This window comes from Anabaena sp. 4-3 (assembly GCF_001597745.1).
Lineage (GTDB): Bacteria > Cyanobacteriota > Cyanobacteriia > Cyanobacteriales > Nostocaceae > Trichormus.
In genome coordinates this window covers 42,137-63,972 of record NZ_LUHJ01000072.1, presented here as the reverse complement: position 1 = coordinate 63,972, position 21,836 = coordinate 42,137, and the positions used below count along the sequence as shown (strand labels likewise).

General features: G+C 41.3%; 23 protein-coding genes and 3 tRNA genes. 12 read left to right on the top strand and 14 right to left on the bottom strand.

Translation table 11 applies throughout. The annotated features are described in order from the left end of the window. Nucleotides 1–46 precede the first annotated feature (46 nt). The 4 genes from A3775_RS20735 to psaI all read left to right on the top strand — a co-directional run bounded on the left by A3775_RS20735 (nt 47) and on the right by psaI (nt 5,326). A complete protein-coding gene (locus tag A3775_RS20735; protein ID WP_066426572.1) occupies nt 47–1,660 on the top strand; it encodes a hypothetical protein in 1,614 nt (537 codons plus the stop codon). Nucleotides 1,661–1,690: 30 nt separating this feature from the next. After that, entirely contained in the window at nt 1,691–2,353 is a 663-nt protein-coding gene (locus A3775_RS20730) for an OmpA family protein (RefSeq protein ID WP_066426569.1), read from the top strand. 182 nt (nt 2,354–2,535) lie between these two features. Continuing rightward, a complete protein-coding gene (locus A3775_RS20725) occupies nt 2,536–5,106 on the top strand; it encodes a hypothetical protein (RefSeq protein ID WP_066426567.1) in 2,571 nt (856 codons plus the stop codon). Between the two features lie 109 nt (nt 5,107–5,215). Further along, the gene (gene psaI / locus A3775_RS23890) at nt 5,216–5,326 is read left to right on the top strand and encodes a photosystem I reaction center subunit VIII (protein ID WP_015139787.1); all 111 of its coding nucleotides are present in this window, start codon (nt 5,216–5,218) and stop codon (nt 5,324–5,326) included. Between the two features lie 178 nt (nt 5,327–5,504). On the opposite strand, the gene A3775_RS23885 is transcribed toward psaI, so the two are convergent. From A3775_RS23885 to A3775_RS20705, 6 genes are all read right to left on the bottom strand, one after another. Beyond that, nucleotides 5,505–5,627, bottom strand: coding sequence for a photosystem II reaction center protein J (locus A3775_RS23885; protein ID WP_015139786.1), 123 nt, complete (start codon nt 5,625–5,627; stop codon nt 5,505–5,507). A gap of 74 nt (nt 5,628–5,701) precedes the next feature. Then, nucleotides 5,702–5,821, bottom strand: coding sequence for a photosystem II reaction center protein L (locus A3775_RS23880; protein ID WP_010997988.1), 120 nt, complete (start codon nt 5,819–5,821; stop codon nt 5,702–5,704). Between the two features lie 12 nt (nt 5,822–5,833). After that, entirely contained in the window at nt 5,834–5,971 is a 138-nt protein-coding gene (gene psbF, locus A3775_RS20720) for a cytochrome b559 subunit beta (RefSeq protein WP_015139785.1), read from the bottom strand. A gap of 9 nt (nt 5,972–5,980) precedes the next feature. Further along, complete coding sequence (gene psbE / locus A3775_RS20715) at nt 5,981–6,229, bottom strand: cytochrome b559 subunit alpha (protein WP_066383741.1); 249 nt, start codon at nt 6,227–6,229, stop codon at nt 5,981–5,983. Between the two features lie 103 nt (nt 6,230–6,332). Then, nucleotides 6,333–7,355 (bottom strand): photosynthesis system II assembly factor Ycf48, encoded by a 1,023-nt coding sequence (locus A3775_RS20710; protein WP_156481697.1) that lies wholly within the window; start codon nt 7,353–7,355, stop codon nt 6,333–6,335. 134 nt (nt 7,356–7,489) lie between these two features. Next, complete coding sequence (locus A3775_RS20705) at nt 7,490–7,825, bottom strand: rubredoxin (protein ID WP_066383736.1); 336 nt, start codon at nt 7,823–7,825, stop codon at nt 7,490–7,492. A gap of 195 nt (nt 7,826–8,020) precedes the next feature. Here A3775_RS20705 and ndhC point away from each other — a divergent pair, with 195 nt between their 5' ends. The 6 genes from ndhC to A3775_RS20680 all read left to right on the top strand — a co-directional run bounded on the left by ndhC (nt 8,021) and on the right by A3775_RS20680 (nt 12,935). Then, nucleotides 8,021–8,383, top strand: coding sequence for a photosynthetic/respiratory NAD(P)H-quinone oxidoreductase subunit C (ndhC, locus tag A3775_RS20700; protein WP_066383733.1), 363 nt, complete (start codon nt 8,021–8,023; stop codon nt 8,381–8,383). Beyond that, nucleotides 8,374–9,111: an NADH dehydrogenase subunit K gene (locus A3775_RS20695; RefSeq protein WP_066383722.1), complete on the top strand. Its 738-nt coding sequence runs from the start codon at nt 8,374–8,376 to the stop codon at nt 9,109–9,111. The genes ndhC and A3775_RS20695 overlap by 10 nt, the downstream gene beginning before the upstream one ends. Then, the gene (locus A3775_RS20690) at nt 9,104–9,631 is read left to right on the top strand and encodes an NAD(P)H-quinone oxidoreductase subunit J (RefSeq protein WP_066383720.1); all 528 of its coding nucleotides are present in this window, start codon (nt 9,104–9,106) and stop codon (nt 9,629–9,631) included. Before A3775_RS20695 ends, A3775_RS20690 begins: the two co-directional genes overlap by 8 nt. A gap of 123 nt (nt 9,632–9,754) precedes the next feature. Beyond that, the gene (locus A3775_RS24460) at nt 9,755–9,904 is read left to right on the top strand and encodes a hypothetical protein (protein ID WP_156481696.1); all 150 of its coding nucleotides are present in this window, start codon (nt 9,755–9,757) and stop codon (nt 9,902–9,904) included. Nucleotides 9,905–10,027: 123 nt separating this feature from the next. Further along, on the top strand, nt 10,028–11,320 hold the full coding sequence (locus tag A3775_RS20685; RefSeq protein WP_066383718.1) for an ATP-binding protein: 1,293 nt from the start codon (nt 10,028–10,030) through the stop codon (nt 11,318–11,320). Continuing rightward, a complete protein-coding gene (locus A3775_RS20680) occupies nt 11,310–12,935 on the top strand; it encodes a tetratricopeptide repeat protein (protein WP_066383715.1) in 1,626 nt (541 codons plus the stop codon). Before A3775_RS20685 ends, A3775_RS20680 begins: the two co-directional genes overlap by 11 nt. Nucleotides 12,936–13,135: 200 nt before the next feature. On the opposite strand, the gene sir is transcribed toward A3775_RS20680, so the two are convergent. The 5 genes from sir to A3775_RS20655 form a co-directional block, all read right to left on the bottom strand. Beyond that, nucleotides 13,136–15,073, bottom strand: a complete 1,938-nt coding sequence (sir, locus tag A3775_RS20675; RefSeq protein ID WP_066383713.1) for a sulfite reductase, ferredoxin dependent — start codon at nt 15,071–15,073, stop codon at nt 13,136–13,138. 246 nt (nt 15,074–15,319) lie between these two features. Continuing rightward, nucleotides 15,320–15,856, bottom strand: a complete 537-nt coding sequence (locus tag A3775_RS20670; RefSeq protein ID WP_066383712.1) for an outer membrane beta-barrel protein — start codon at nt 15,854–15,856, stop codon at nt 15,320–15,322. Between the two features lie 272 nt (nt 15,857–16,128). Next, nucleotides 16,129–17,139 carry a transposase gene (locus tag A3775_RS20665; protein WP_066426564.1) on the bottom strand — a complete coding sequence of 337 codons (1,011 nt, stop codon included), beginning with the start codon at nt 17,137–17,139 and terminating at the stop codon, nt 16,129–16,131. 18 nt (nt 17,140–17,157) lie between these two features. Beyond that, the gene (locus A3775_RS20660; protein WP_066426732.1) at nt 17,158–18,015 is read right to left on the bottom strand and encodes a hypothetical protein; all 858 of its coding nucleotides are present in this window, start codon (nt 18,013–18,015) and stop codon (nt 17,158–17,160) included. A 113-nt stretch (nt 18,016–18,128) separates the two neighbouring features. Continuing rightward, nucleotides 18,129–18,788, bottom strand: a complete 660-nt coding sequence (locus A3775_RS20655) for an Npun_F0813 family protein (RefSeq protein WP_066426561.1) — start codon at nt 18,786–18,788, stop codon at nt 18,129–18,131. A gap of 343 nt (nt 18,789–19,131) precedes the next feature. Here A3775_RS20655 and A3775_RS20650 point away from each other — a divergent pair. Then, nucleotides 19,132–19,205, top strand: a tRNA-Arg gene (locus tag A3775_RS20650). A gap of 69 nt (nt 19,206–19,274) precedes the next feature. Next, nucleotides 19,275–19,421 (top strand): group I intron-associated PD-(D/E)XK endonuclease, encoded by a 147-nt coding sequence (locus tag A3775_RS24785; protein ID WP_231867044.1) that lies wholly within the window; start codon nt 19,275–19,277, stop codon nt 19,419–19,421. 77 nt (nt 19,422–19,498) lie between these two features. On the opposite strand, the gene A3775_RS20645 is transcribed toward A3775_RS24785, so the two are convergent. The 3 genes from A3775_RS20645 to A3775_RS20630 all read right to left on the bottom strand — a co-directional run bounded on the left by A3775_RS20645 (nt 19,499) and on the right by A3775_RS20630 (nt 21,765). Then, nucleotides 19,499–19,570: transfer RNA gene (locus tag A3775_RS20645), tRNA-Thr, on the bottom strand. 58 nt (nt 19,571–19,628) lie between these two features. Further along, nucleotides 19,629–19,711: transfer RNA gene (locus A3775_RS20640), tRNA-Tyr, on the bottom strand. Nucleotides 19,712–19,944: 233 nt separating this feature from the next. Further along, nucleotides 19,945–21,765 (bottom strand): ABC transporter ATP-binding protein, encoded by a 1,821-nt coding sequence (locus A3775_RS20630; RefSeq protein WP_066426560.1) that lies wholly within the window; start codon nt 21,763–21,765, stop codon nt 19,945–19,947. Nucleotides 21,766–21,836 lie beyond the last annotated feature (71 nt).

Sequence of the window (21,836 nt, the reverse complement as noted above, 5' to 3'; positions counted from 1 at the left end):
ATCCCCCAATATCTCTTAAATATATCCTCACACACCAATTACTTTCATGCCATCAATCCCACCTTATTTAATTTTCTTCACTTTTGTACTCGTCGTCATCCCATCTATCGGTACTATTATTCTCCGCCTAGCACTCTATCAACATCTGTTATCTTTAGAGGAGAGTGTCAGACGCTTAATTGATAGAAAATCACCCGGAGAACAGAAAAAAATATTAGAGGAAATAAAATACAGGTTTAAGCTGGCTAGTAAAGAGTTAGAACAGGTGAACACAGCAGCATTAGTAGACCAAATTTACAGTCGAGAAAAGGTTTGGTTATTCACCTGTGAACAGATTGATTATTTCTGTCGAATTCTGCCGAATTTGCTGTTATCTTTTGGCTTACTGGGTACGTTTTTAGGGATTACAATAAATCTATCAGCACTGAGTCAAACAATCAATCAAACCAATGCCAGCAATATTAATGAGTTAGTAGCGCAGCTACAAAAACCATTGGAAGGTATGAGTATTGCTTTTACAACCAGTTTGATTGGACTTGTATTCAGTGCAATACTGACATTATTTAACTGGTTGAAAAATACTACCTTTGTTAAATACAGACTGTTAAGTTCTTTAGAAGATTACCTAGATAACGTTTATCAACCTGAAGTACAGGGTGATACTCGTCTAGATAAAATCGTTAATAGAATGGTAAAACAGCAGGATGAATTTTTAACTAGATTTGGTACTACAGTCAGGGATGCAGTAGAACAATCTATTGGAAAAGTAGCTGAACAAATTTCTCAAGGAAACCAAGAAACTGTTAAGTTAGCCAAGCAAGTCTATGAGAGTTTTTATCATGCTGCTGGTACTATATCCAAAGCAGCAGATGAATTTAAACAGACAATTGCTGAACTCAATGAAAAATCTCAGATATTTAAACAGTCTGCTGAAATTTTTGAAAAAAGTAAATTTCCCCAAAAGTTGTCAGCAGCTACAGCAGATTTGAGTAGAACACAATCAAAATTTTCAGCATCGGCTGCAAGTTTAGCTGATACAGTTACATCGTTTGCCACAGTATTGCAAGAGGTACAGGTTTGTAATCAAGAATTGATTAGATTAGGAGGAGATATTAAAAATCTGACTCAAACTTCCTTAGAAGTATTCGCGTTAAATAAGTCTAATCAAAGCAATCTGGAGAAAATCATCCCCCAAATCAAGCAAGGGGTGAATGGATTTTCTCAAGCGATTAATCAGCTAGACAAATTAGAACAAAGAATTATAGATAAAGCTGATAGTTTGAATGTTGTTGAAGTGAGTTTAAAGGAATTAATAAATTCTATCAATCAATATACAGGAAAAGTAAATTTATCTTTGGCTGATGTATCTAATAAGATGGATGGTAATAGTCAGAATTTGCAGAATGTGGCAAATAACATTGAAGTTTTGGCGAATCAAATCAGCATGAAGCTAGAAAGCTTAATTATAGAAATGCAGTCAATCCACACAGATAATAGCAAATTAATTCAGGAATATCATAAATTTGGCGAAACTTTAGCAAAAGGTATCAAGAAAGTAACTAATATAAATTATCAAGATGCTAATTCAAGCAGTCAGGATAAAAATGTGATAAACATGAAAGATGAAGAAGCTTTTTTAAAAGCATTTCCCGCAGAATAAAATTTTTGATCTAAAAATCCTGGGATGACTATGGCTCGTCGGTTAAAGCATAGAGAAGATTATGAGGAGTTGAATATTTGGCCGGCGTTTACAGATTTAATGTCTAATGCTTTTTTGATATTGATTTTGTTTTTATTGCTGACTATTGTTACATCATCAATATCACAACAAATATTCCAAGAGAATATCAAAAATAATCAGGTTCCGCCAATTATTGAGATTAAAGACGAAGGTGCTTATCGGTTTAATTCTGGTAGTGCAGAAATTCCGCCAGCAATGTTTAATTATATTGTCAGAAAAATAGTTCCAGAGATAGAAAAGACAACACAACAATATAAAATTAATGTTGTGGAAGTGATTGGTCATACTGATGGACAGCCAAATGGTCAGGTTGTCAGTAACTTAGACGTGAATTTAGAAAAAGTAGTGATTGGTCAACTACCCATTGCTAATCTTCAAGCTGGTTCTAATGCTGATTTAGGCTTGATGCGTGCTTTAGCAGTAGTTCAGGTGCTACGTAATTTGCAAACTCAACAAGGAAGGCTAAAGGGGTTGAAGTTTCGCGCCTACTCTGCGGCGCAGTTGATTTTACCAAGTGGGGAATTGGCGGCGATCGCTCGTCAAAATGATGTCACACGCCGAAGAATTGAAATTCGCTTCACACGCCTGGGTGAAGTGCGAGAAGTCAAGTAACCAACTACTAACTTGACGTATGCCATCTCAACAAGCCTTGGTATCTACCAAAACTCTGATTTATCGTGTCTGAATAAAAACATGACATGAAAATCATGCAATTAGATATTGCTGAGGTAAACTGGCAAGCAAGATAATGCAAAATATTACTCAGCTGCTCTTCGGTCTGGGCATCATTTACAATGGAAAACTGGCAATTTCTGATTCAGAAACAGGGCGATCGCTCATGGTACGCTTTAGAATCGCCAAACACACAAATTCAGGAAGGACAATATAGGGTTTTAGCTCGTTCTAGCCTTCCTAATACAGATGTGGAAGTGCGAGTTATTCACTTGTCAACTCAAGAAGTACCGCCAAAGCGGCGCGTTCAAAAACAATTGCGACGCACTAACTCCGACGGCTTAATGGCGGTGATTCCCTTTACTTACCTGAAGGCGGGAATATGGGAGTTACGCTGCTCCGGCGACTTGATGTCAGATATGCTAGGTAAGTCTTGGCAGTCTGGTGTTTATTTACAAGTGATGTCTGAGTCAGTAGACGGGGCAGAGCGACAACCGGATACAGGGGAGAATGTAGCCTCAATTTCACTTAATTCTTCAGAATTCTTAATTGCCAAACACAGCCAATTTTTAACTACAGATCATGGGCAAGAAGCATTAATTGATCAACCTGTCAGTCCAGTTTGGTTTAAAGGTGAAACGGCAGAGCAAATTTTACAAAATTTAATTGATTTAGCTTTACCTACCTCTGCCAACTTACTAGAAGAAGAAAAAGTTGAGCATACTCCACCTACACAACCATTATTGCCTTTATCACTGATACTGGATAAGGCAACCTATATTACTCGTTGGGGTCATGTCCTCACCATTCAGGGGCGTGTAGAATTAGAGCCAAATGCCCAGAATGCTCAAGACTTATTGTCAGACAATCTTTACGCTTTAGAACTGAGCATTGAACTGCGATCGCCTCTTAGCTCTGAAATCCTCACCCAAATTCGCCAAACTTTAACAGATAAATCTCTACCTTTTACGATTCGTTCCGTCTTGGATATTCCTGCTGACTGTGAATCGAAGCTAATCTTGGCAGATATTAATTTATGTGGGGCTTTGACTCAAGGTGGAGAAGTGACGCTGTTAGCTAGCCAGTCCTTTACTATTACAGCAGATGTCACAGAATTACTGGCAGTCACGGCTGCCCAATCTCGCGCCCTAGAACTAGCAAACGAGACTAGCACACTCGCATTACCAACGGATGAAGCCACTACCAGCATTAATTTAGAACTGTTTAATTTGGTCAAAACTCCGACACCAGAAAAATCTCAGCTTGTGATTTCTCCATCTCCTAACCAGCCCTTACCAGCGCAAATTGACAAGTTATCACTTAAGAAATTAGCCGATTCCCGTGGGTTACAACTACCAAAATTACCTGAGAATCAAACTGATGGGGCTAGTGCTGATTTAATCGCACAAATGCTGTTAGCAAATGCTGTAGAACAGGATGAAGCAATAGTAACCACAACCCCGGCTCCGATTAACTTGGAGCAGCTGGTGATTACAAATCGTCGAGGGCAGATACTCAGCAGTAGTTTTCCCTACTTGAAACGCCTACCCAGCCCGATGCCTGAAACATCGGATGTTCAGGTGGCTGAAGACTTACCACAGATCAATCTCCCCATAACTGAGGTTGAACATCCCTCAGAATTTCTCAATGGTGATACACAATCAGCAGATAACCCGGCTGTGGCAGAACTAGAAGTTTCACCCACTCTAGAATTAAGTGATGATTCTCAGGTAGAACTAGCAGATAATTCCAGTCGAGAGTCTGCTGATGATATTGTCAGCCAACAACCCATAGAAGTCAGTGATAATTCTCAGGTAGAACTGGTAGAAAATCCTGATCAGGAATCCATTGATGATGCTGTGAGTCAACAACCCATTCCAGCAATTTCTTACTCATCGCCTCTGATTAGAAAATGGATGCACAGCCAAGGATACTCTTTGCCAGAATTACCAGATACACAATCTCATGATGTGCCGGAGAACCAGACTATACAGGATGAAGTACCTGCGGTTTCTCTTCCCTATGCGGCAGTCAATGATCATGCTGAAATACCAAGCGTGCCGATGGAGACAGTGGTAGCACAGGAACCGGAAAATCTGGAAGATGAACAGCCAGAAAATATTGTTTCTGAATCTTCGGAGTTAGTGCCATTGTCACCAGAAGCACCACCGGTTGAGCAAATTAAAACTCCTTTAGCTTGGTTAGCAGAAGAAATCGTTGTAGATGATATGGAGGAAGAGGACGTAAGCAACAGCTATAGCTCACAAGTGGAAAATACGGATATTACAGATGTATTTAGTTCTCCAGAGATGGTGGGAACACTCACCGAGCCTTTACCAATTCCTCAACTTTACCTTCCAGAAGGAGAGTTGATCGCAGGTAATGCTGTCAGGGTGAGAGTAGAACTACCTGAAGTATCACCACAAGTAGCGGTGAAGTTATGGGTGGAAGATTGTCAGACTCGCTGGTTGTTAGATGGACCTCACTTGCTGAAAGATTTGGTTAAGAGTGCATCTGGAGGGGTAGAGGTGATGATGCAATTGACTATTCCCTTTGGCTGCTTAGAAATTCGCATAGAGGCGATCGCTTTCAATCTGGTGACGCAGCAAGAAAGTCATAAAGTCACCGTGCTGCGGACTGTGGTTCCCCCAGACTTGCCTTCTTTGCAGCTAGATGAGTTACTCGATTTGTGATTACTCCCTTTCCAGCCAGTGTTAAAAATCTTTAGAATTTAAAAAAAATTGCCTGAATTTGCAGTAAGCTCGTCTTGAATTGTAGTGTAATTTAACAGGAATCTTTACTATGGCAGCTTCATTTTTGCCTTCCATCTTTGTGCCTCTGACTGGCTTAGTGTTTCCAGCCGTCGCAATGGCGTTTATGTTGCTATACATTGAACGCGATGATATTGGTTAATTGAGCAATTGCTTGCTGTAATTTTTACCCAGTATCTGTTTTTAGTTCTCGATTCACCTGATTTGACAATAAATCAGTAAATAATATACCGCCTATCTGTAAGAGACAGGCGGCTTTTTTTATGCTGATTTCTCAACAATTTCTCGAAATATGATCTGGTATTCGATTCAAACCCAAATTACATTGAAGAACCGATACCAGCGTAGGCTCCGTAAAAGAAAATGCCTACAACAGTGATTACACCTAAACCTGCGATCGTAGCGACGACCCACAGGGGAATTCTCCCAGTTCCAGCTGACACAGATTTTCCTCCTCCCTAAATGAAAAAATCAACGCAGAATTTAGATCAACAAAGATTCACAAAAACTGTTCCAGTTAGTTAAAGAAGTAACTGGAAAACAGAATTCCCAGGACAAACACTAACAGTAATCCCAGGTATAAAGAAGTCCGGTTTAATTCTACCGGCTGATTATTAGGATTGGGCGTTCTTTCCATGATTGACGACTCCTAGCGTTGAATAAACTGCATAGCGGCGATCGCGCCCAGAAAGAATACGGTAGGTACAGCTAGTGTATGCACTGCCAGCCATCTAACCGTGAAAATTGGATAAGTAACTGGTTGATTGATATTGTTACCGCTAGTCATGATTTCAAATTACTTGTCGATAAATTGTTCAACTTGCTGTTTAGCTTCAAAACGATTATTCACAATGGGCAATTCTTGCCGTGTTTGTGTGTAATACTCATCAGGACGAGGAGTGCCGAACACATCATAAGCCAGCCCGGTGCTGACAAATAACCAACCAGCAATAAATAATGCTGGAATGGTGATACTGTGGATTACCCAGTAACGGATACTGGTAACAATATCGGAAAACGGACGTTCTCCAGTGGTACCTGACATTTAGATCCCTACCTTCAACAAAGACGTTATTGAGTTTATTATCCTACAAAGTTTAGAAAGAGTAACAAGTTGCAAACTTGTTCTCATAAAACTTGGTATGTTATTAGGCTGCTGCTTCAGTCTTAGCTGCTTTAGCGACATTGGGTTGATATTTTAGCAAAACACCGCGATCGCCAATCACAAATCCCTGATCAGGTTGTAAAAACACAACCTTGTAAAAATTAGCAGCGACACTTTCTACATCCCTGTCTTTTTCCCAGGTTTGACCGCCATCGGTACTCAGCAATAAATTACCACTACCGCCACCAACCCAAAGTTCTGCGGGTGTGCGATAAGCCAAATCTAGTAAACCCCAACTGGTAGAAAATTCAGGATTTTTGGCTTCTTGCCATTCTTCCGGTTGATTGGGTTCGCTAAACTGTACCTGACCACCCCGTGCTAATAACCACATTTGACCGTCTTCCAAGAATCCCATATTTTCTAACCGACGGGAACTATTGCGGTTATGGGGAACCCAAGCATTTTGTCCTGGTTCCCAAGTCGAATAAAAGCTACCTTTAGCAGAAACAGCAACATATTTGCCATCAGCAGAACGTTCCAAGTTACGCACCACACCTACGGCTGCTTCTACTTGAGCTTTCCAGTGTTTACCGCCATCAGTAGTTTTATAGATTGCTCCTACATCAGTCGCCATCTCAGCCGTGTTATCTGCGACAGCGTGGATATAAATCGGATTACCCGGTAACTTTTCACTTAAAGGAATCCGTGACCAAGAACGACCTTCATCAGTGGTATGTAGTAGTAAAGAAGGTTCTCCCACAATCCAACCTTCTTGACCAGCAAAACTTACTGAATCAAAACGATACCGTTCATCATCTAACGCCAATGTCAGAGGTTCCCAAGTGTCACCACCATTATGGGTTTCTAACAGCGTAGCGTTGCTACCAACTAAGAAGCCATGCTGAGGATCGCCAGTAAAGGCAATATCTAGGATTTTTGCCTCTGTTGGTAAAGAAATTACCGCCCAAGGGTTGTAGCTGGTAGATGGAACTTTACTACAACCAATACAGAGGAACACCACTAACAACAGAGCAAATATTTTTTGCCAACTTTTCAAAATAACCATTGATTGCATCAGAATTTTTGTAGCTGTTTCTCAATTTGTGTAAGGTTTCTCTAGAAGGTTTACCTTAAGTGGATGAGTGATGACACACAGTAAGTATTTAACACTAAAGCCTCAAGGCTGAATTGCTTCCTAGCTCATTGCAAGCCATAGAGACTCATAAAAAACAAAAAGCCTAAAGCCAAAGCCCCAAAAATCAGGATGTTTTTTTGAGTTGGAGTCAGATTATTGACACCAAGACCATACCCAAGATTTTCTCTAAAACCCGACGCTTGACCAACCGGGCCAATGTTGGTAAAAGCTACTTTTTTCGCCGTACACACTGGACAACGCCAATTAACGGGTAATTCTGCAAATGGTGTCCCTGGAGCAATGTCATGCTTATCATCACCCTTTTCAGGTTCATAAACATAACCGCAGGCGCGACACTCGTAGCGGTCTAACACTGTAGTTTCAACAGCTTGTTCGCTCATGACTCAGGTCTCGCAGAGAGGAAATATTAAATATACGTTAAAAATTATGACATATTCGTTAGACTTTTCTATCACCTATAAAAATGAATCAAATACTTGAAATCCGTCTGTTTCCCAGATTTCAGAAAAACTAAACAGATATAATGTAAAAGAAAGTAACAGCCTTATTTACACCTTAAGCGGTACATATTCATTGTGTTTGTTCTTAGCGGTTACGAATACTTTCTAGGCTTTCTCATTATCTGTAGCCTAGTTCCTGCCTTAGCACTTTCCGCGTCCAAGCTTTTAAGACCTACTGGTAATAGCCTGGAACGTCGCACCACCTATGAATCTGGGATGGAACCCATTGGCGGAGCCTGGATTCAATTCAATATCCGCTATTATATGTTTGCCTTGGTCTTCGTTGTTTTTGACGTAGAGACTGTGTTTTTATATCCTTGGGCAGTTGCTTTTCACCGTCTGGGGCTATTGGCATTCATTGAGGCGTTGATTTTCATTGCAATTCTCGTAGTCGCTTTAGTTTACGCATGGCGTAAAGGAGCTTTAGAATGGTCTTGAATTCTGATTTAACCACACAGGGTAAAGAGCGAATCATCAACCCCATTGAGCGTCCTACAGTCACTCAAGACCTTTCTGAAAACGTGATTTTAACCACGGTTGATGACCTCTACAACTGGGCTAGGCTTTCTAGTCTGTGGCCTTTGCTGTTTGGGACAGCTTGCTGCTTTATTGAATTTGCGGCTTTAATTGGCTCTCGTTTTGACTTTGACCGTTTCGGGTTAATTCCCCGTTCTAGTCCCCGTCAAGCCGATTTGATTATTACAGCCGGGACAATTACCATGAAGATGGCACCTCAATTAGTGCGTCTTTATGAACAAATGCCCGAACCAAAGTATGTAATTGCAATGGGAGCTTGTACAATTACAGGCGGGATGTTTAGTGTGGATTCTCCCACGGCTGTGCGCGGAGTTGATAAGTTAATTCCCGTGGATGTTTACTTACCTGGTTGTCCTCCCCGTCCTGAAGCAATTATTGACGCAATTATCAAGCTGCGGAAAAAAATTGCTAATGATTCCATGCAAGAACGGGGTCAAATTAAGCAAACCCACCGTTTTTACAGCACAACTCATAACCTCAAGCCAGTGCCAGAAATTTTAACTGGTAAGTATATGCAGTCAGACACTCGCTTCAACCCACCGAAAGAATTGACAGAAGCAATTGGTTTACCAGTTCCCCCTGCACTGTTAACAGCCCAAACTCAGAAGGAGGAACAGAAACGTGGCTGATGAAGATTTAAAACCAGTACCAGCAGGAGAAGAAGCTATAGTTCAAGCCGGGCCTATTTCTCAGTGGTTGGCAGACAATGGCTTTGCTCATGAGTCTTTGGAAGCTGATAAAAATGGTGTAGAAATCATTAAAGTCGAGCCTGATTTTCTGCTTCCTATCGCTACAGCCCTGTATGCTTACGGGTTTAATTATCTCCAGTTTCAAGGCGGTATTGACCTCGGCCCTGGCGAAGATTTAGTCAGCGTGTATCATTTGATTAAAGTTGGTGATAATGCTGATAAACCTGAAGAAGTTCGGGTGAAAGTGTTCTTGCCGAGAGAAAATCCTGTAGTACCTTCTGTTTACTGGATTTGGAAAACAGCAGACTGGCAGGAACGGGAAAGTTACGATATGTTCGGCATTATCTACGAAGGACACCCCAATTTAAAACGGATTTTAATGCCAGAAGATTGGGTAGGTTGGCCTTTGCGGAAGGATTACATTTCGCCTGATTTCTACGAGTTGCAGGACGCTTACTAAAAATTCCTGAGTTGCAGCTAGTGAGAATTTTCATATCTCATCCCTAACCCCTCTCCGGCGACGGAGGGGGGTAATGTTTTTTGGGGATGGTTGGGATTTTTTCACGCAGAGGAGGACACTTGCGTGGGCGGCTTTGCCGACTTGAGCAAAGTGTCCGTCGCGCAGAGGCAAGCCAGTGCGTTGGGCGGCTCTGCCGACTTGAAGCAACTGGCGCGCAGAGAGGAGGGGAGAAGATTGTGGTTAGATATATTAGACTTGAAGCTAGATGGGTGATGATCAGTAAGTCCAGTAAATAAAACTAAAATCTTTGTAGTAAGGCATCTGAATTTTAGACAATAGTGCCGTATTGTGCGCTCACACACCCTACCCTATATTCAATTGATTTTGTCATAGCCAATGTCTCAAGAATTACTACAGTGTTTTAAAGAAGCTTATAGCAATCTTGAATTGTTTCCACTGATGGGTGAGAGAGAAATGGAGCAATTTCGAGTAGATTATGGTGATGATTTAATAGCAGATTTAATTCAATTAGTTGAAGACAGTCCTAATGGTGATGGCAAGATTGTATTTACTGGTCATCGGGGATGTGGTAAATCTTCTTTGTTAGCTGAGTTTAGTCGGCAAATTCAAGATAATTATTTTGTAGTGTTATTCTCTATTGCTGACAATATTGAAATGTCGGCTGTTAATCATATCAATATTTTATTTGCTATTGCACTTAATTTAATGTATGAGGCGGAAGCACGCAAGGTAGAAATTCCTAAAACTACTAAAAACCAAATCTATGGGTGGTTTGCCACTCGCACTCGAACTACAGAAGCAGAGTTAGGGGGTGGGCTTGAGTTGGGTTTTAATTTACTCAGTTTCCTGAAAGCTCAATTAAAAGCTGATGCGAAAGTTAGAGAGGAAATTACACAGGAATTTGAACGCAAAATATCTGATTTAGTTGCCCGGATTAATGAAATTGCTGCTTTGATTCAAGTTGCTACTCAAAAAGAGGTGATAGTCATCATCGATGATTTAGATAAACTAGACTTGGGAAGGGTAAACGAGATTTATCGAGATAATATTAAAGCTTTATTTCAACCTAATTTTAGAATTATATATACTATTCCTATTTCAGTAATGTGCGATACTTTTCTCTGGCCACTTATTGGTGCAGAAACTAACTACCAAACTGTGGTGATGCCTGTGATCAAAATTTTTCGTAAGGGTGAAAACCGCTTACCTGATGCCCAACCCCGGAATGAAGCAAAAGATATTTTATGTGAAATATTACAAAAACGAATTCCTAGTGAATTAATCGACAAGTCAGCCGCAGAGAAAATTGTTGTTTACAGTGGAGGAGTGCTGCGGGAGTTGATTCGTTTGGGTAATGTATGTTGTCGTATTTGTTTGCGAATCATCAGACAAACACCAGGAGAAAGAATTGTCATTGATGACCAAATTATAGAACAAGCAATTAAGCAAATTCGTAATGACCTGTCTCTGCGGTTAGGAAGAGACGATTTTGAAATTTTGAAAATAACTTATGAGCAGTTCGAGCCTCAAGATGTACAGCAGCCGGAATTTTTAGAATTACTGCATGGTTTGTATATTTTGGAATATCGTAATGATGAAACTTGGTATGATGTTCACCCCATTCTTGTTGAAACTTTGAAACGCAGGGGGTTGATTAATGGTGAATGAAGACTTATTACCAGATGACGAAAATCGAGATGCTTATGATGACTTAATTGTTTCCATTGAAGCTAAAGCACATCGATTAAATTTACTAATTGCCGTTTGTGATAATGCTAGTTTTCGTGATGAAATTATTGCTCAGTATGAAGCAGAATTACAACCTCTGTTTCGTACCTATCGGGTAACATTGGCAAGGGGTGAACCGAGTTTAACGGCTGCTATTTCTCAATTGGTAAAAAGTGAAGAGTATTTGCGTCAACATCACCCAGCAGTAATTACTGTGACTGGTGCAGAACAGCTTTATTTTCTCAAACTTGGCAATGAGCGTTCAGAACAAGATGTTTTTTTCGGTTACTTGCAATGGACTAGGGAAGCATTAAGAGAATTCCCTTTTGCAATCGTGCTGTGGGTGACTAATCAAATATTAGTTGAGTTGATGAAGAAAGCTCCTGACTTTTGGAGTTGGCGCAATGGTGTATTTCGGTTTGTGTCTAGAAAGAAAAACACAATTTCAAGTAGGGAATTAGAGCCGATTCGTTTTGCTTTTAGTGATAATGAAATTTCACGCTTTGATGATGATAATCCTTATTTATTACCTATAGAAGATTTACAAAAATTTATTCAAGATGCAGAACAGCGAGGTGTGCAAGATGCAACTTTAGCGACTTTGTACTGTAGCATAGGAAATATTTACAGAACAAGACTTGAACGGGGCGAATGTCAGGATTATAAAAAAGAGCAGGAATTAGGAATTGAGTATTTAAGCAAGGCTGTGGAACTGCAAAAACATTTAGGTTTAGAGAAAGACTTAGCCACTAGCTTCTACAACCTAGCAGAACTCTACTGGTATCAAGGCAGATACAGCCAAGCCGAACCCTTGTACATTCAAGCTTTGGCACTCAGACGCAAACTGCTGGGAGAAGAACATCCTGATGTTGCACTTAGCCTTAACGGTTTGGCAGAACTTTACAGAAAACAAAAACTTTACAATAAAGCAGAACCGCTATATCAAAAAGCTTTAGAAATCTGCCGCAAAATGCCAGGAGTAGAATATCCTGCTCTGGCTCATGTACTGAACAACCTGGCTTTACTCTACTGCTGTCAAGGACGATATCAAGAAGCTGAATCTCTGTATTTGCAAGTTTTAGAATTAGATAAACGCTTTTTAGGAGAAGATCATCCCGATTTTGCCACCAGCCTCAGCAATCTAGGATTACTCTACCATTCCCAAGGCAAATACAGCGAAGCAGAAACTTTGTACACACAAGCATTGGTACTCAAGCAAAAACTATTAGGAGCGGAGCATCCCCTGGTCGCTGATACCCTCAACCGCCTAGCACAACTCTACCATTCCCAAGGCAGATACAGCGAAGCAGAACCTTTGTATCTGCGAGTTTTAGAACTAGATCAGTGCTTGCTAGAACAAGAACATCCCGATGCCGCAATTAGCCTCAACGACCTAGCATTACTCTACAACTCCCAAGGCAGATACAGCGAAGCAGAACCGTTGTTCATCAAAGCTATAGATATTGCCGAGAGACGCTTAGGAGTAAATCACCCACAGACTGTTATTTATCGTAAAAATTTAGCAGATTTGCGCGATCGCCTCTCCTCAGAATAAGCACAGCGATCGCCTAAAAACGAAGTTTTGTCTTCTAAAGGATTCATCCGCGTTCATCGGCGTTCATCGGCGTTCAAATATTTTTCTTCTCAATCTCGTTGAAAACCGCTATAAATACGAAAAAGCTGCACCAAAACATCGGTACAGCCATTTTATATATTAATCTTCTTGTTTCTTTACTGGCAATGGAATTCAGTTTTCTATTCCATCTGCAAGTAAATTTTCAACGCCTCATTCACCAATGCGGACATTGGTTTACCTTGGCTAGCGGCTGTTTGTTTGAGTTTGTCGTAAACATCATCTTGCACACTGATGCGATGTGCTGATTTACGATTCTTAACGGTTGGTTCTACGATCGCTTCCTCTGCTTCTGGTTTATACTTGTCTGCAAATTCCCGAATCGCATCAAAACCAACGCGATCGCAAAAATCCCCGAAGCTTTCCCCAGATGTCCGAGATTTCTTAAAATAGACAAAAATCGGCTCTAGGAAGCTTTCTAAATCATTATGATGCAAGCGGTCAACATAAGGTTGCGCTAGTCTTGTCTGATGCGGTGAACCACCTAACCACACTTGATAGCTTTCTGGCGCACTCCCCACAAAACCCAATTCTGCCATGTAAGGACGAGCGCAACCATTAGGGCAACCTGTCATCCTTACCACAAAATGCTCATTTTGTAAACCTACTTTATCCAAAACAGCGCGAATTCTTTCGAGAATTCCAGGTATTGCCCTTTCTGATTCTGTAATTGCTAAACCACAAGTAGGTAAAGCTGGGCAAGCCATAGCATAGCGTACTAAAGAGTCGATGGTGCTGGGGTCAGAAACCACACCACAACGGTCGAGAATCTGTTGTATGGCTGGCTTGTCTGCTGGCTCAATTTCGTAGAAAATCAGGTTTTGGTTGGGTGTCAGGCGGATGGGTAAGTTAAATTGCTCAACAATTTCTCTGAAGGCGGTTTTCAGTTGTAATGAACCTTCATCTTTAACCCGTCCATTATCAATGGAAATGCCTAAAAATAGTTTGCCATCGCCTTGTTCATGCCAACCGAGGAAGTCGTGATATTTAAACTCTGGTAGCTGTTTAAAGGGTGCAAGAGGTTTACCCAAATATTCTTCTACTTGGGCGCGGAATTTATCTACACCCCAATCATGGATTAAGTATTTTAACCTAGCGTGGCGGCGGTCAGTGCGATCGCCATAATCTCTCTGAGTGGCAATAATCGCCTTGACTGCATCATAAACGTCTTCTTTGGCGACATAACCAATGGCATCAGCCAATCTGGCAAAGGTTTCCTCTTTGTTATGTGTTCTGCCTAAACCACCACCCGCAAAGATATTAAATCCTTCTAGATTGCCCTGTTCGTCAGTAATAACTACTAAAGTCAAGTCTTGAGAATATAAATCAATGGAATTATCTCCCGGCACTGTGACACTGACTTTGAACTTACGGGGCATATAATGCGTACCGTAGATCGGTTCTTCTGTGTTGTGGAAAATTGTGCCGTTGCCATTGCGTTGTCTAGCGGCTTTCACCTCTGGACTTTCTTCCGCGCTGATGGCTTTTTCCCCATCTAGCCAAATTTCGTAATAAGCACCAGTTTGGGGTGAAAGTAAGTCAGCGATATTTTGGGCATATTCCCAAGCATACTGATATTCAGGGTTGTTTTTAAAAGGGGCTGGTGGTGCCATAACGTTGCGGTTGAGGTCGCCACAAGCACCCAAGGTTGAACCCAGGTTATTGACAATAGTAGCGATCGCCGCTTTGAGATTTTTCTTTAAAATCCCGTGCAATTGAAACCCTTGGCGAGTCGTTGCCCGCAAAGTATGATTACCATAATCATCAGCCAGCTTATCTAAAGCCAAATATAGCTGCGGCGGTACTAACCCACCCGGATTTTTTGTCCGCAGCATAAACTGATAATCTTTCTCCTGTCCCTTAACGCGATTATCGCGGTTATCCTGCTGATAAGAACCGTGAAACTTCAGGATTTGTACAGCATCTTCACTAAAGTGAGTGGTATCCTCAAGAATCTGCGTTGCTACAGGTTCACGTAAAAAATTACTATTTTCTTTCAGACCTTCGACTTTGGAAGGTTTACGATTAGCGGTTGTGGGGGGAGGAGCAGATTTAACCATCAGGATTCTATAGTATTCTCAATTAGGCATCGGTAATTGCCGAATCAACAAGCAAACAGCACTTTTTCGGCTGAATATTTCCCGGTAATCCGGTCGGAAATATGAATAATACCTCAATTTTAACATGACAAAAAGCCGGCTGTATTAGTGATGTTACACTTAATCAAACCAGCTTTTTATGTTTCTGAGTTTTCAGTGCTGAGTTAAATATATACTATACTAACCCAAAAATAATTCAGCATTTATCTATCTAAAACGATAACCGATACCGCCATTGATGCTGACAGCAGAAGCAGGACTATCTTGGTAAGCACGTAAACCGACTTTGGCATTGGTGTAAATCAGGAAGTTGTTAGCAACTTCTGACTCAATACCAGCACCCACCACTACAGATTCTCGATTACCCAAAGGACTAGGTGAGTTATTTTTCTCTACAAAAGAATAACCCCCAGTGACAAAGGCATTAGTGCCGTTAGCAATCGGCACATCTACGGAAACTTCAGGAATAATTGCCGTTGTATTATCATTCCACAACACATTACCCCGTGCAGAAAATGGTGTATTGCCTAATTTCACCCGTCCTGTGATGTTACCACCAAAGTTAGCAGCATCGTTATTTTGTCCGCCGTTGGTAACACCTGCTGCTACACCAGCACCGATATAACTAGCATCAGTACCTTTTTTCGTTTCAGCCGCAGCTTGACTAGGATTAATTGTCACAGCAGCTATGGCTAAGGAAGACAATGCAGAGATTGTCATCACAGATTTGAGTATTTTTTTCATATTTTTGCGAAAATTTTGTAATTTTTAGTGCTAAATCATTGGTCGAAAAAGATATTGAAATGTTCCAGATATTTTGGAGGTTGTATTTAAAACTGGCACAAGCTGAGTCATTAATAATATCACCACTACAACTCTAGTTGTAGTGGTGATAGTGTCAAACAGTGAATCTTGGGGAGTTTGGGCGGACACAAAGATTCAACTGCTGTGGTGACAGGGGGATTGGCAGGTATTTACTAGGGGGTGGAAGTGAGGAATTGCCTCACTTTGAGGTTTTACACCAGAGATAGAGAGTAGACCTGTCCATCAATTAACAGTCTGGTAATGCCCTTAGCTTGCAAATGGGTGCGAGCCTTATGTAGCATTTTACTATCAGGAACTTTAATCACGCGATCGCGCTTGGTAGAAAACCGCTTGGCAACTCGGTGATTATCAAACACTGGTAGAGTTTTCTGTTGAGTTTCGATGCTGGGAATCTGCCCTAAATCCCCAAAATCCTTGAGTGGTCTAGTAATTAGTTCTGCGGAACGGTCAATTACTAAATAGCAAGTTCTGGGCAAAGCCGCCGCCGATAATGGTAAAACTTGAACTGGAATTTCTCCCAATCGGCGTTTTGTGACTATAGGTCTGGGGCGTTCAAAGTAATCTTCCTCTTCCTCGTAGTCTTCCTCTTCTAAATCTTCTTCATCTTCCTCTAACTCATCCTCTAAATCTTCCAAATCTTCAGACTCATCTAGCAAGTCTTCCCCGAACATTTGGGCGATCGCCGTCACATCAGGCTTCTCATCCTCAAGCAAAGGACTGGAAATAGGCGTAATTTCCGGTGGCTTGACTATGGGAATTTCCAACTGCTTTGCTGGCTTAGGCCGGGGTTTTTCCTCTGCTGAAGAACGCCGTCGCACCCGTCTCAAGCCAGGAGTTTCTTGATTCTCCTCATCCTCTTGTGGGGATGGCTCTGGTTTTACCACTGGCTTGGGTAGCTCAACCTCTCGCGTCTTCAAGCGTGGTTTTTCCTTGCTAGGAACTGGTTCTGCTTCTGGCTCTGGTTCGCGACTAAAAACAGGGATGTTGTCATAACTTACCTGCGCCCTACCTTCAGGAGTCCGAGCCGCACGTTTTAAAGAAACGAGGTATTCGTACTCATCTTCTGGTAAGGTGCTTTTTAGCAAGCGGCTAATGGTTGAGTTGCTTACATCATAGCGTTCTGCCAAAGTTGAGGTTGTTTCAGCAGTTTCGCGATAGAGTTTGAGAATTTCTTGTTTGTCAGAATTTGTTAGTTTTCTCACGGTAGACACCAATCTTTTTTATGCTCGTTTTCGTCCGCGCTCCCGCCGATTCCGGCTTAATGATGCGTCATATTCTAGGGCAGCACCCATACCAAATAACACTCCACTAAACACCCAAAACACTTCTAAGATTTCTCCACTTTGATAATTAGGACCCTGGGCATATTTAAACCACATATCTGCAATGTAGAGCGAAAACGCGGCCGCCGCAATCATTCTCCAGGATTGGGCAACTCGTCCTCCCCAAAAAGCTAACAGCACGGTAGTAGCGATAATTAAAAGTAGTACATCGCTCACTATGTAAAACCAGTTCAGAATCTGGGCTAATAATTCATCTGAGCCGGTTTTTTGGTGCATAGAAATCCACCATGCTAAAAAACTTCCGGATACTCCAATTCCTAACACAATGAGCCATTGCCATTTTTCGAGATTAATTCGTCTGGCTGCTACTGCTAAAATCATGCCTACGCCTAGGGATATATAACTGAGTACAAAAAACACGTCGCCGATAGATACATCCGGTTCTTCTTTTAAAACTATTTCTGTATAGCCAAAAAATATCCCTCCCAGGAAATAAGAAAGCATGCCTATGGCAATGGCTAGCCACACCTTGCGACTACTAACAATTTGTGGACTGCGCCAATTCCTTAAGCATAAAATCCCGGCACCCAGATAAGCTACCGCTTCAAAGATATTTGTACCAATCACGTACCACTCGGCACGGCTTTCTACACCATTAGCTCCTGGGACTTTGGCACTAAACAACAAAAAGTATAGCAGAGCTAGTACCCCCCAGCCAATGCTAGCCAAGACAATGTTTTGGGTAGTCAGCAGAGATTTAAACGGGTATGGCGAATTTTTGTAAGAACTATTCATAGTAATCGACTCAATGCACTCTGGCTGTATTTGAACTGGCATCAAATGTGTCAAGTATAATTGCAGCCTTGTAGCAACTGCTAATTAGTGTATTTTTGCTAACACTGTTGATGCTATTGCCACAGTTTACTCAGAGAAGATTGATTTAGCCAAGTGAGGAAGAGCGATCGCTCACCTTCTGGCATCTCCTGTAACTTATCTGCCACCTGATTGGCGAAGTTGGCGTTACCAAAATATGTTTTTCCTAACTTATGTAGTTCTTGTAGAAAGCTAACTACATGATTTTCTTTCCAAGGTGGAAGTTTAGGGGCTTCTAGGGGATTAATCGACACCCAATATTTTATGGCTTCTATGGTATTAGTCTCAGGAAACTGTTGCTGTTTTAAAACTTCCGTAATATCTTTTTCAAATAATGAAGCTTGCTTTGTCCCCAAAAAATCTTCAATGTCCATGTGGACAGCTTGCAACAGTAAAATACTCGCTTGGATAAAAATTCCGCTTTTGCTGTTGCCGCCAGTCTCATTTTCTATCTGCTCTAAGCGTACCTTACCCCAGACGCTAAAACGTTCTGGTTCTTCTAGCAACACACAAGCCTTACCTCGATTATCTGTTAATTCTCTCCATAAGGCTCTTGCTTCTTCTTCTTGTCCAGCTTTGAACACACTAATCAAGCGAAAAGCCTGCCCCTGATAATGGAGAATCGGCACCTGCTGATCCTTTTTTGGGTGCTGAATGCTTGATATTTCAACATCCTGCCGTTTCAAAATAAACATGGCACTAGCAAATCACTCCTCACAGGGGCTTTGTAGATATGCGTTTTATAATCGGATTTGGCAACATCGCCAAGAGTGCGATTACTTACGTGGTTGGGTTTGACCAACTACCCTAGAGTACCCTATCCCTAGAGTATAGGCATCAACACCCAAATAACCACTCATCGACCAGTTAATGTAGCTAATTAATAGCCACTTTGTGCTGTTTTTAGGGTGTATTCGCTAACTTGCTTATAGCTTCTTAGTTATATTACTGCTAAATCTGCAATTTTTTGATTGCTGATTATGAGTTAACAAGATATAATGTTGTAGGTAACTTATTTTTGAGCCAAAAACTTGACTTGGGCGCGTAACTCAGGTGGATAGAGTAACTGCCTTCTAAGCAGTCTGTCGCAGGTTCGAGTCCTGCCGCGCTCGTTTTAACTTAATACACACTTCTAAAAACTGTAAATTAGAGTGATCATCTTTGATAAAAAGGGTTTTTTGGTGTTACACCATACTAAGCATAAAGGCGATATTGCAGTTACGAAAGCGATCGCTGAACTTACCCTTAAAGGTTACTTGATTCTTGCACCTGGTGTGTGTGAACATTCACCTTTTGATTTTGTTGCATATAAATACAATAAATTATAAAAAATTCCAGCTAAATATGCTGGAGACAACAAATATGCAAATGGCTGAAAAGATTGAGTTTTCGATGTTTTATAAAAAGCCCGTGACGAGGATTGAACTCGTGACCTCACCCTTACCAAGGGTGTGCTCTACCACTGAGCCACACGGGCAAAATTTGGATAATTCTAAATTTTGAATTTGCGTAAATCCAAAATCTAGAATTGAAGGTGGGCCGGGCTGGATTTGAACCAGCGTAGGCGTAAACCAACGGATTTACAGTCCGTCTCCATTAACCACTCGGACACCGACCCGTATCTCCCACGATTTCTAATATTAGCAGCAGATTTTAGAAATGACAAGGGGTGGAGAAAAAATTTTTTCTGTTCGTAGTAGGGGCGGGTTGATCAATAATTCTGTTTACCTACAAATTAACTACTTTAACCCACTTCAGCAGTCCTATCAGCGTCAGGTGGCCATTGCCAACAATGTAAAACTAAAGGTCTTAGCAATCTGCAAGCAATGCCCACCCTACAAAAATTGTAATCTACTCTAGAAGTTCTCCGGTTTCTTGCAGGGAATGCAAGCGGCGGTAAATACCTTGATGACGCAAGAGTTCCTCATGGCTACCGACTTCTACAATCTTGCCTTTGTCTAGAACTACTATCTTGTCTGCTTCCCGTACTGTACTCAGGCGGTGAGCAATGACGATTGTGGTACAAGTACCTTGAATTGATCGCATGGCTAATTGTATGGAACGCTCAGACTCGTAATCTAAACTAGAGGTGGCTTCGTCAAAAATCAGGACATCGGGTTGCACTAGCAAGGCTCTAGCAATACCTAAACGCTGTCTTTGTCCACCAGATAGCCTGACTCCACGTTCTCCCACGACGGTGTAATAACCTTGGGGTAGCTGCTTTACTACTTCGTCAACTCTGGCAATTTTACAGGCTTGTTCAACTTCCTCAAATGTAGCGTTAGGTCTACCGTAGGTGAGGTTATCTAAAACAGTACCGTTAAAAATGTCTACTTCTTGGTGAACGATCGCTAGTCTGCGTCTATACTTACCTACATTCAAGGTGCGAATATCTTCACCATCCATCAATATCTGTCCGCTTTGAGGTTCAAAATACCGCAATAGCAATTTCACCAGTGTAGATTTACCAGAACCAGAACGTCCGACTAAGGCGACTGTTTGGTATGGCTCAATCAATAAGTTGATATCTTGCAAGACTTGACGGCTATCATCATAACCAAAACTGACATGAGAAAATTCCACTTTGCCAGTAAATTTGTAAGGTGATGTTGTCTCATCTTCCGGTGTTAAAATCCCCACTGATTCATTACCAGTTGGTTCTTGCAGAAATTCATGAAACCGCAACATGGAAACATAGCGACGAGAAAAAACTTCTGCTAGTGTGCTAATTGGTTCTAGTTCAGCATAAGCCATACTAGAAAGCGTTAAAGTCATGACAAAATGACCGAGAGAAATTTGACCGTTGACTGTTGCTGCTAAAGTTAAACCCAAGATAGCAAACACACAAAATTGGATGACAGTTTTTTGCCAAGTTATCAGATTCACATATCCTTTATGAATGCGATAATCGACTAATTTTAACTCCCTATCCAAACGTTGTGTTTGCCTTTTTAATTCTTTAGCTTCTGTAGCGAAAGCTTTGACTGTTTTGATGTTGGTAATTAGTTCTGAAGTCCGGCTTTCGGTGTCTTCCATGTATTTATCTAGAAGACTTTCATGCCAAATTAGACGCTGTAATTTCTTCAAGCTCAAGCCGAGGATAACTACAAAGGAAATTAAATATAACAGCGCAATTCGCCATTCAATGAACAAGATAAATGCAAATATTCCCAGCACCCGCAACAATTTTGGGATTAACTGTCCGGCGATTTCCGGATATGTCCATGTGTGGTTAGAAATTCCTCTGGCTACTCTGCCGGCGATGCGTCCAGGGTTATTGACATCATAATATTCTAGGGGTAGAGTCAGAATTTTTGCGATCGCTGTCTGGGTTTTATCTCGACGCACTCTTAAAGCTATATCCCAGTGAAACCAGGCGGTTAACCAAGGCTGTGTCGGTGCTTTGACTACCGTCACCAGGAAAATTAAACCCAGCAATACACCTAGAGATAGTGTTTTATTTGCTGGATAATTGGTAAAGTTGGAAATGATGGCGATCGCCTGTGTCAATGGTTGATCCAAAGGTTGATCAGACAACACGTTCAAAATCTGCCCAATCCCGTAAGGAACTACCAAATCGATAATTTCGTAAATACTAGAGGCTGTAATACTGAAAATACTCAGCTTCCAGTCGGAACGAAAGTAATTAATCAAGTCTTGAAATTTAGCCATGATGCACACTGCCCAGGAGCGCGAGTGTTAGCTGGGAGTAAACATACTACATATATAATACAATTGTCGTC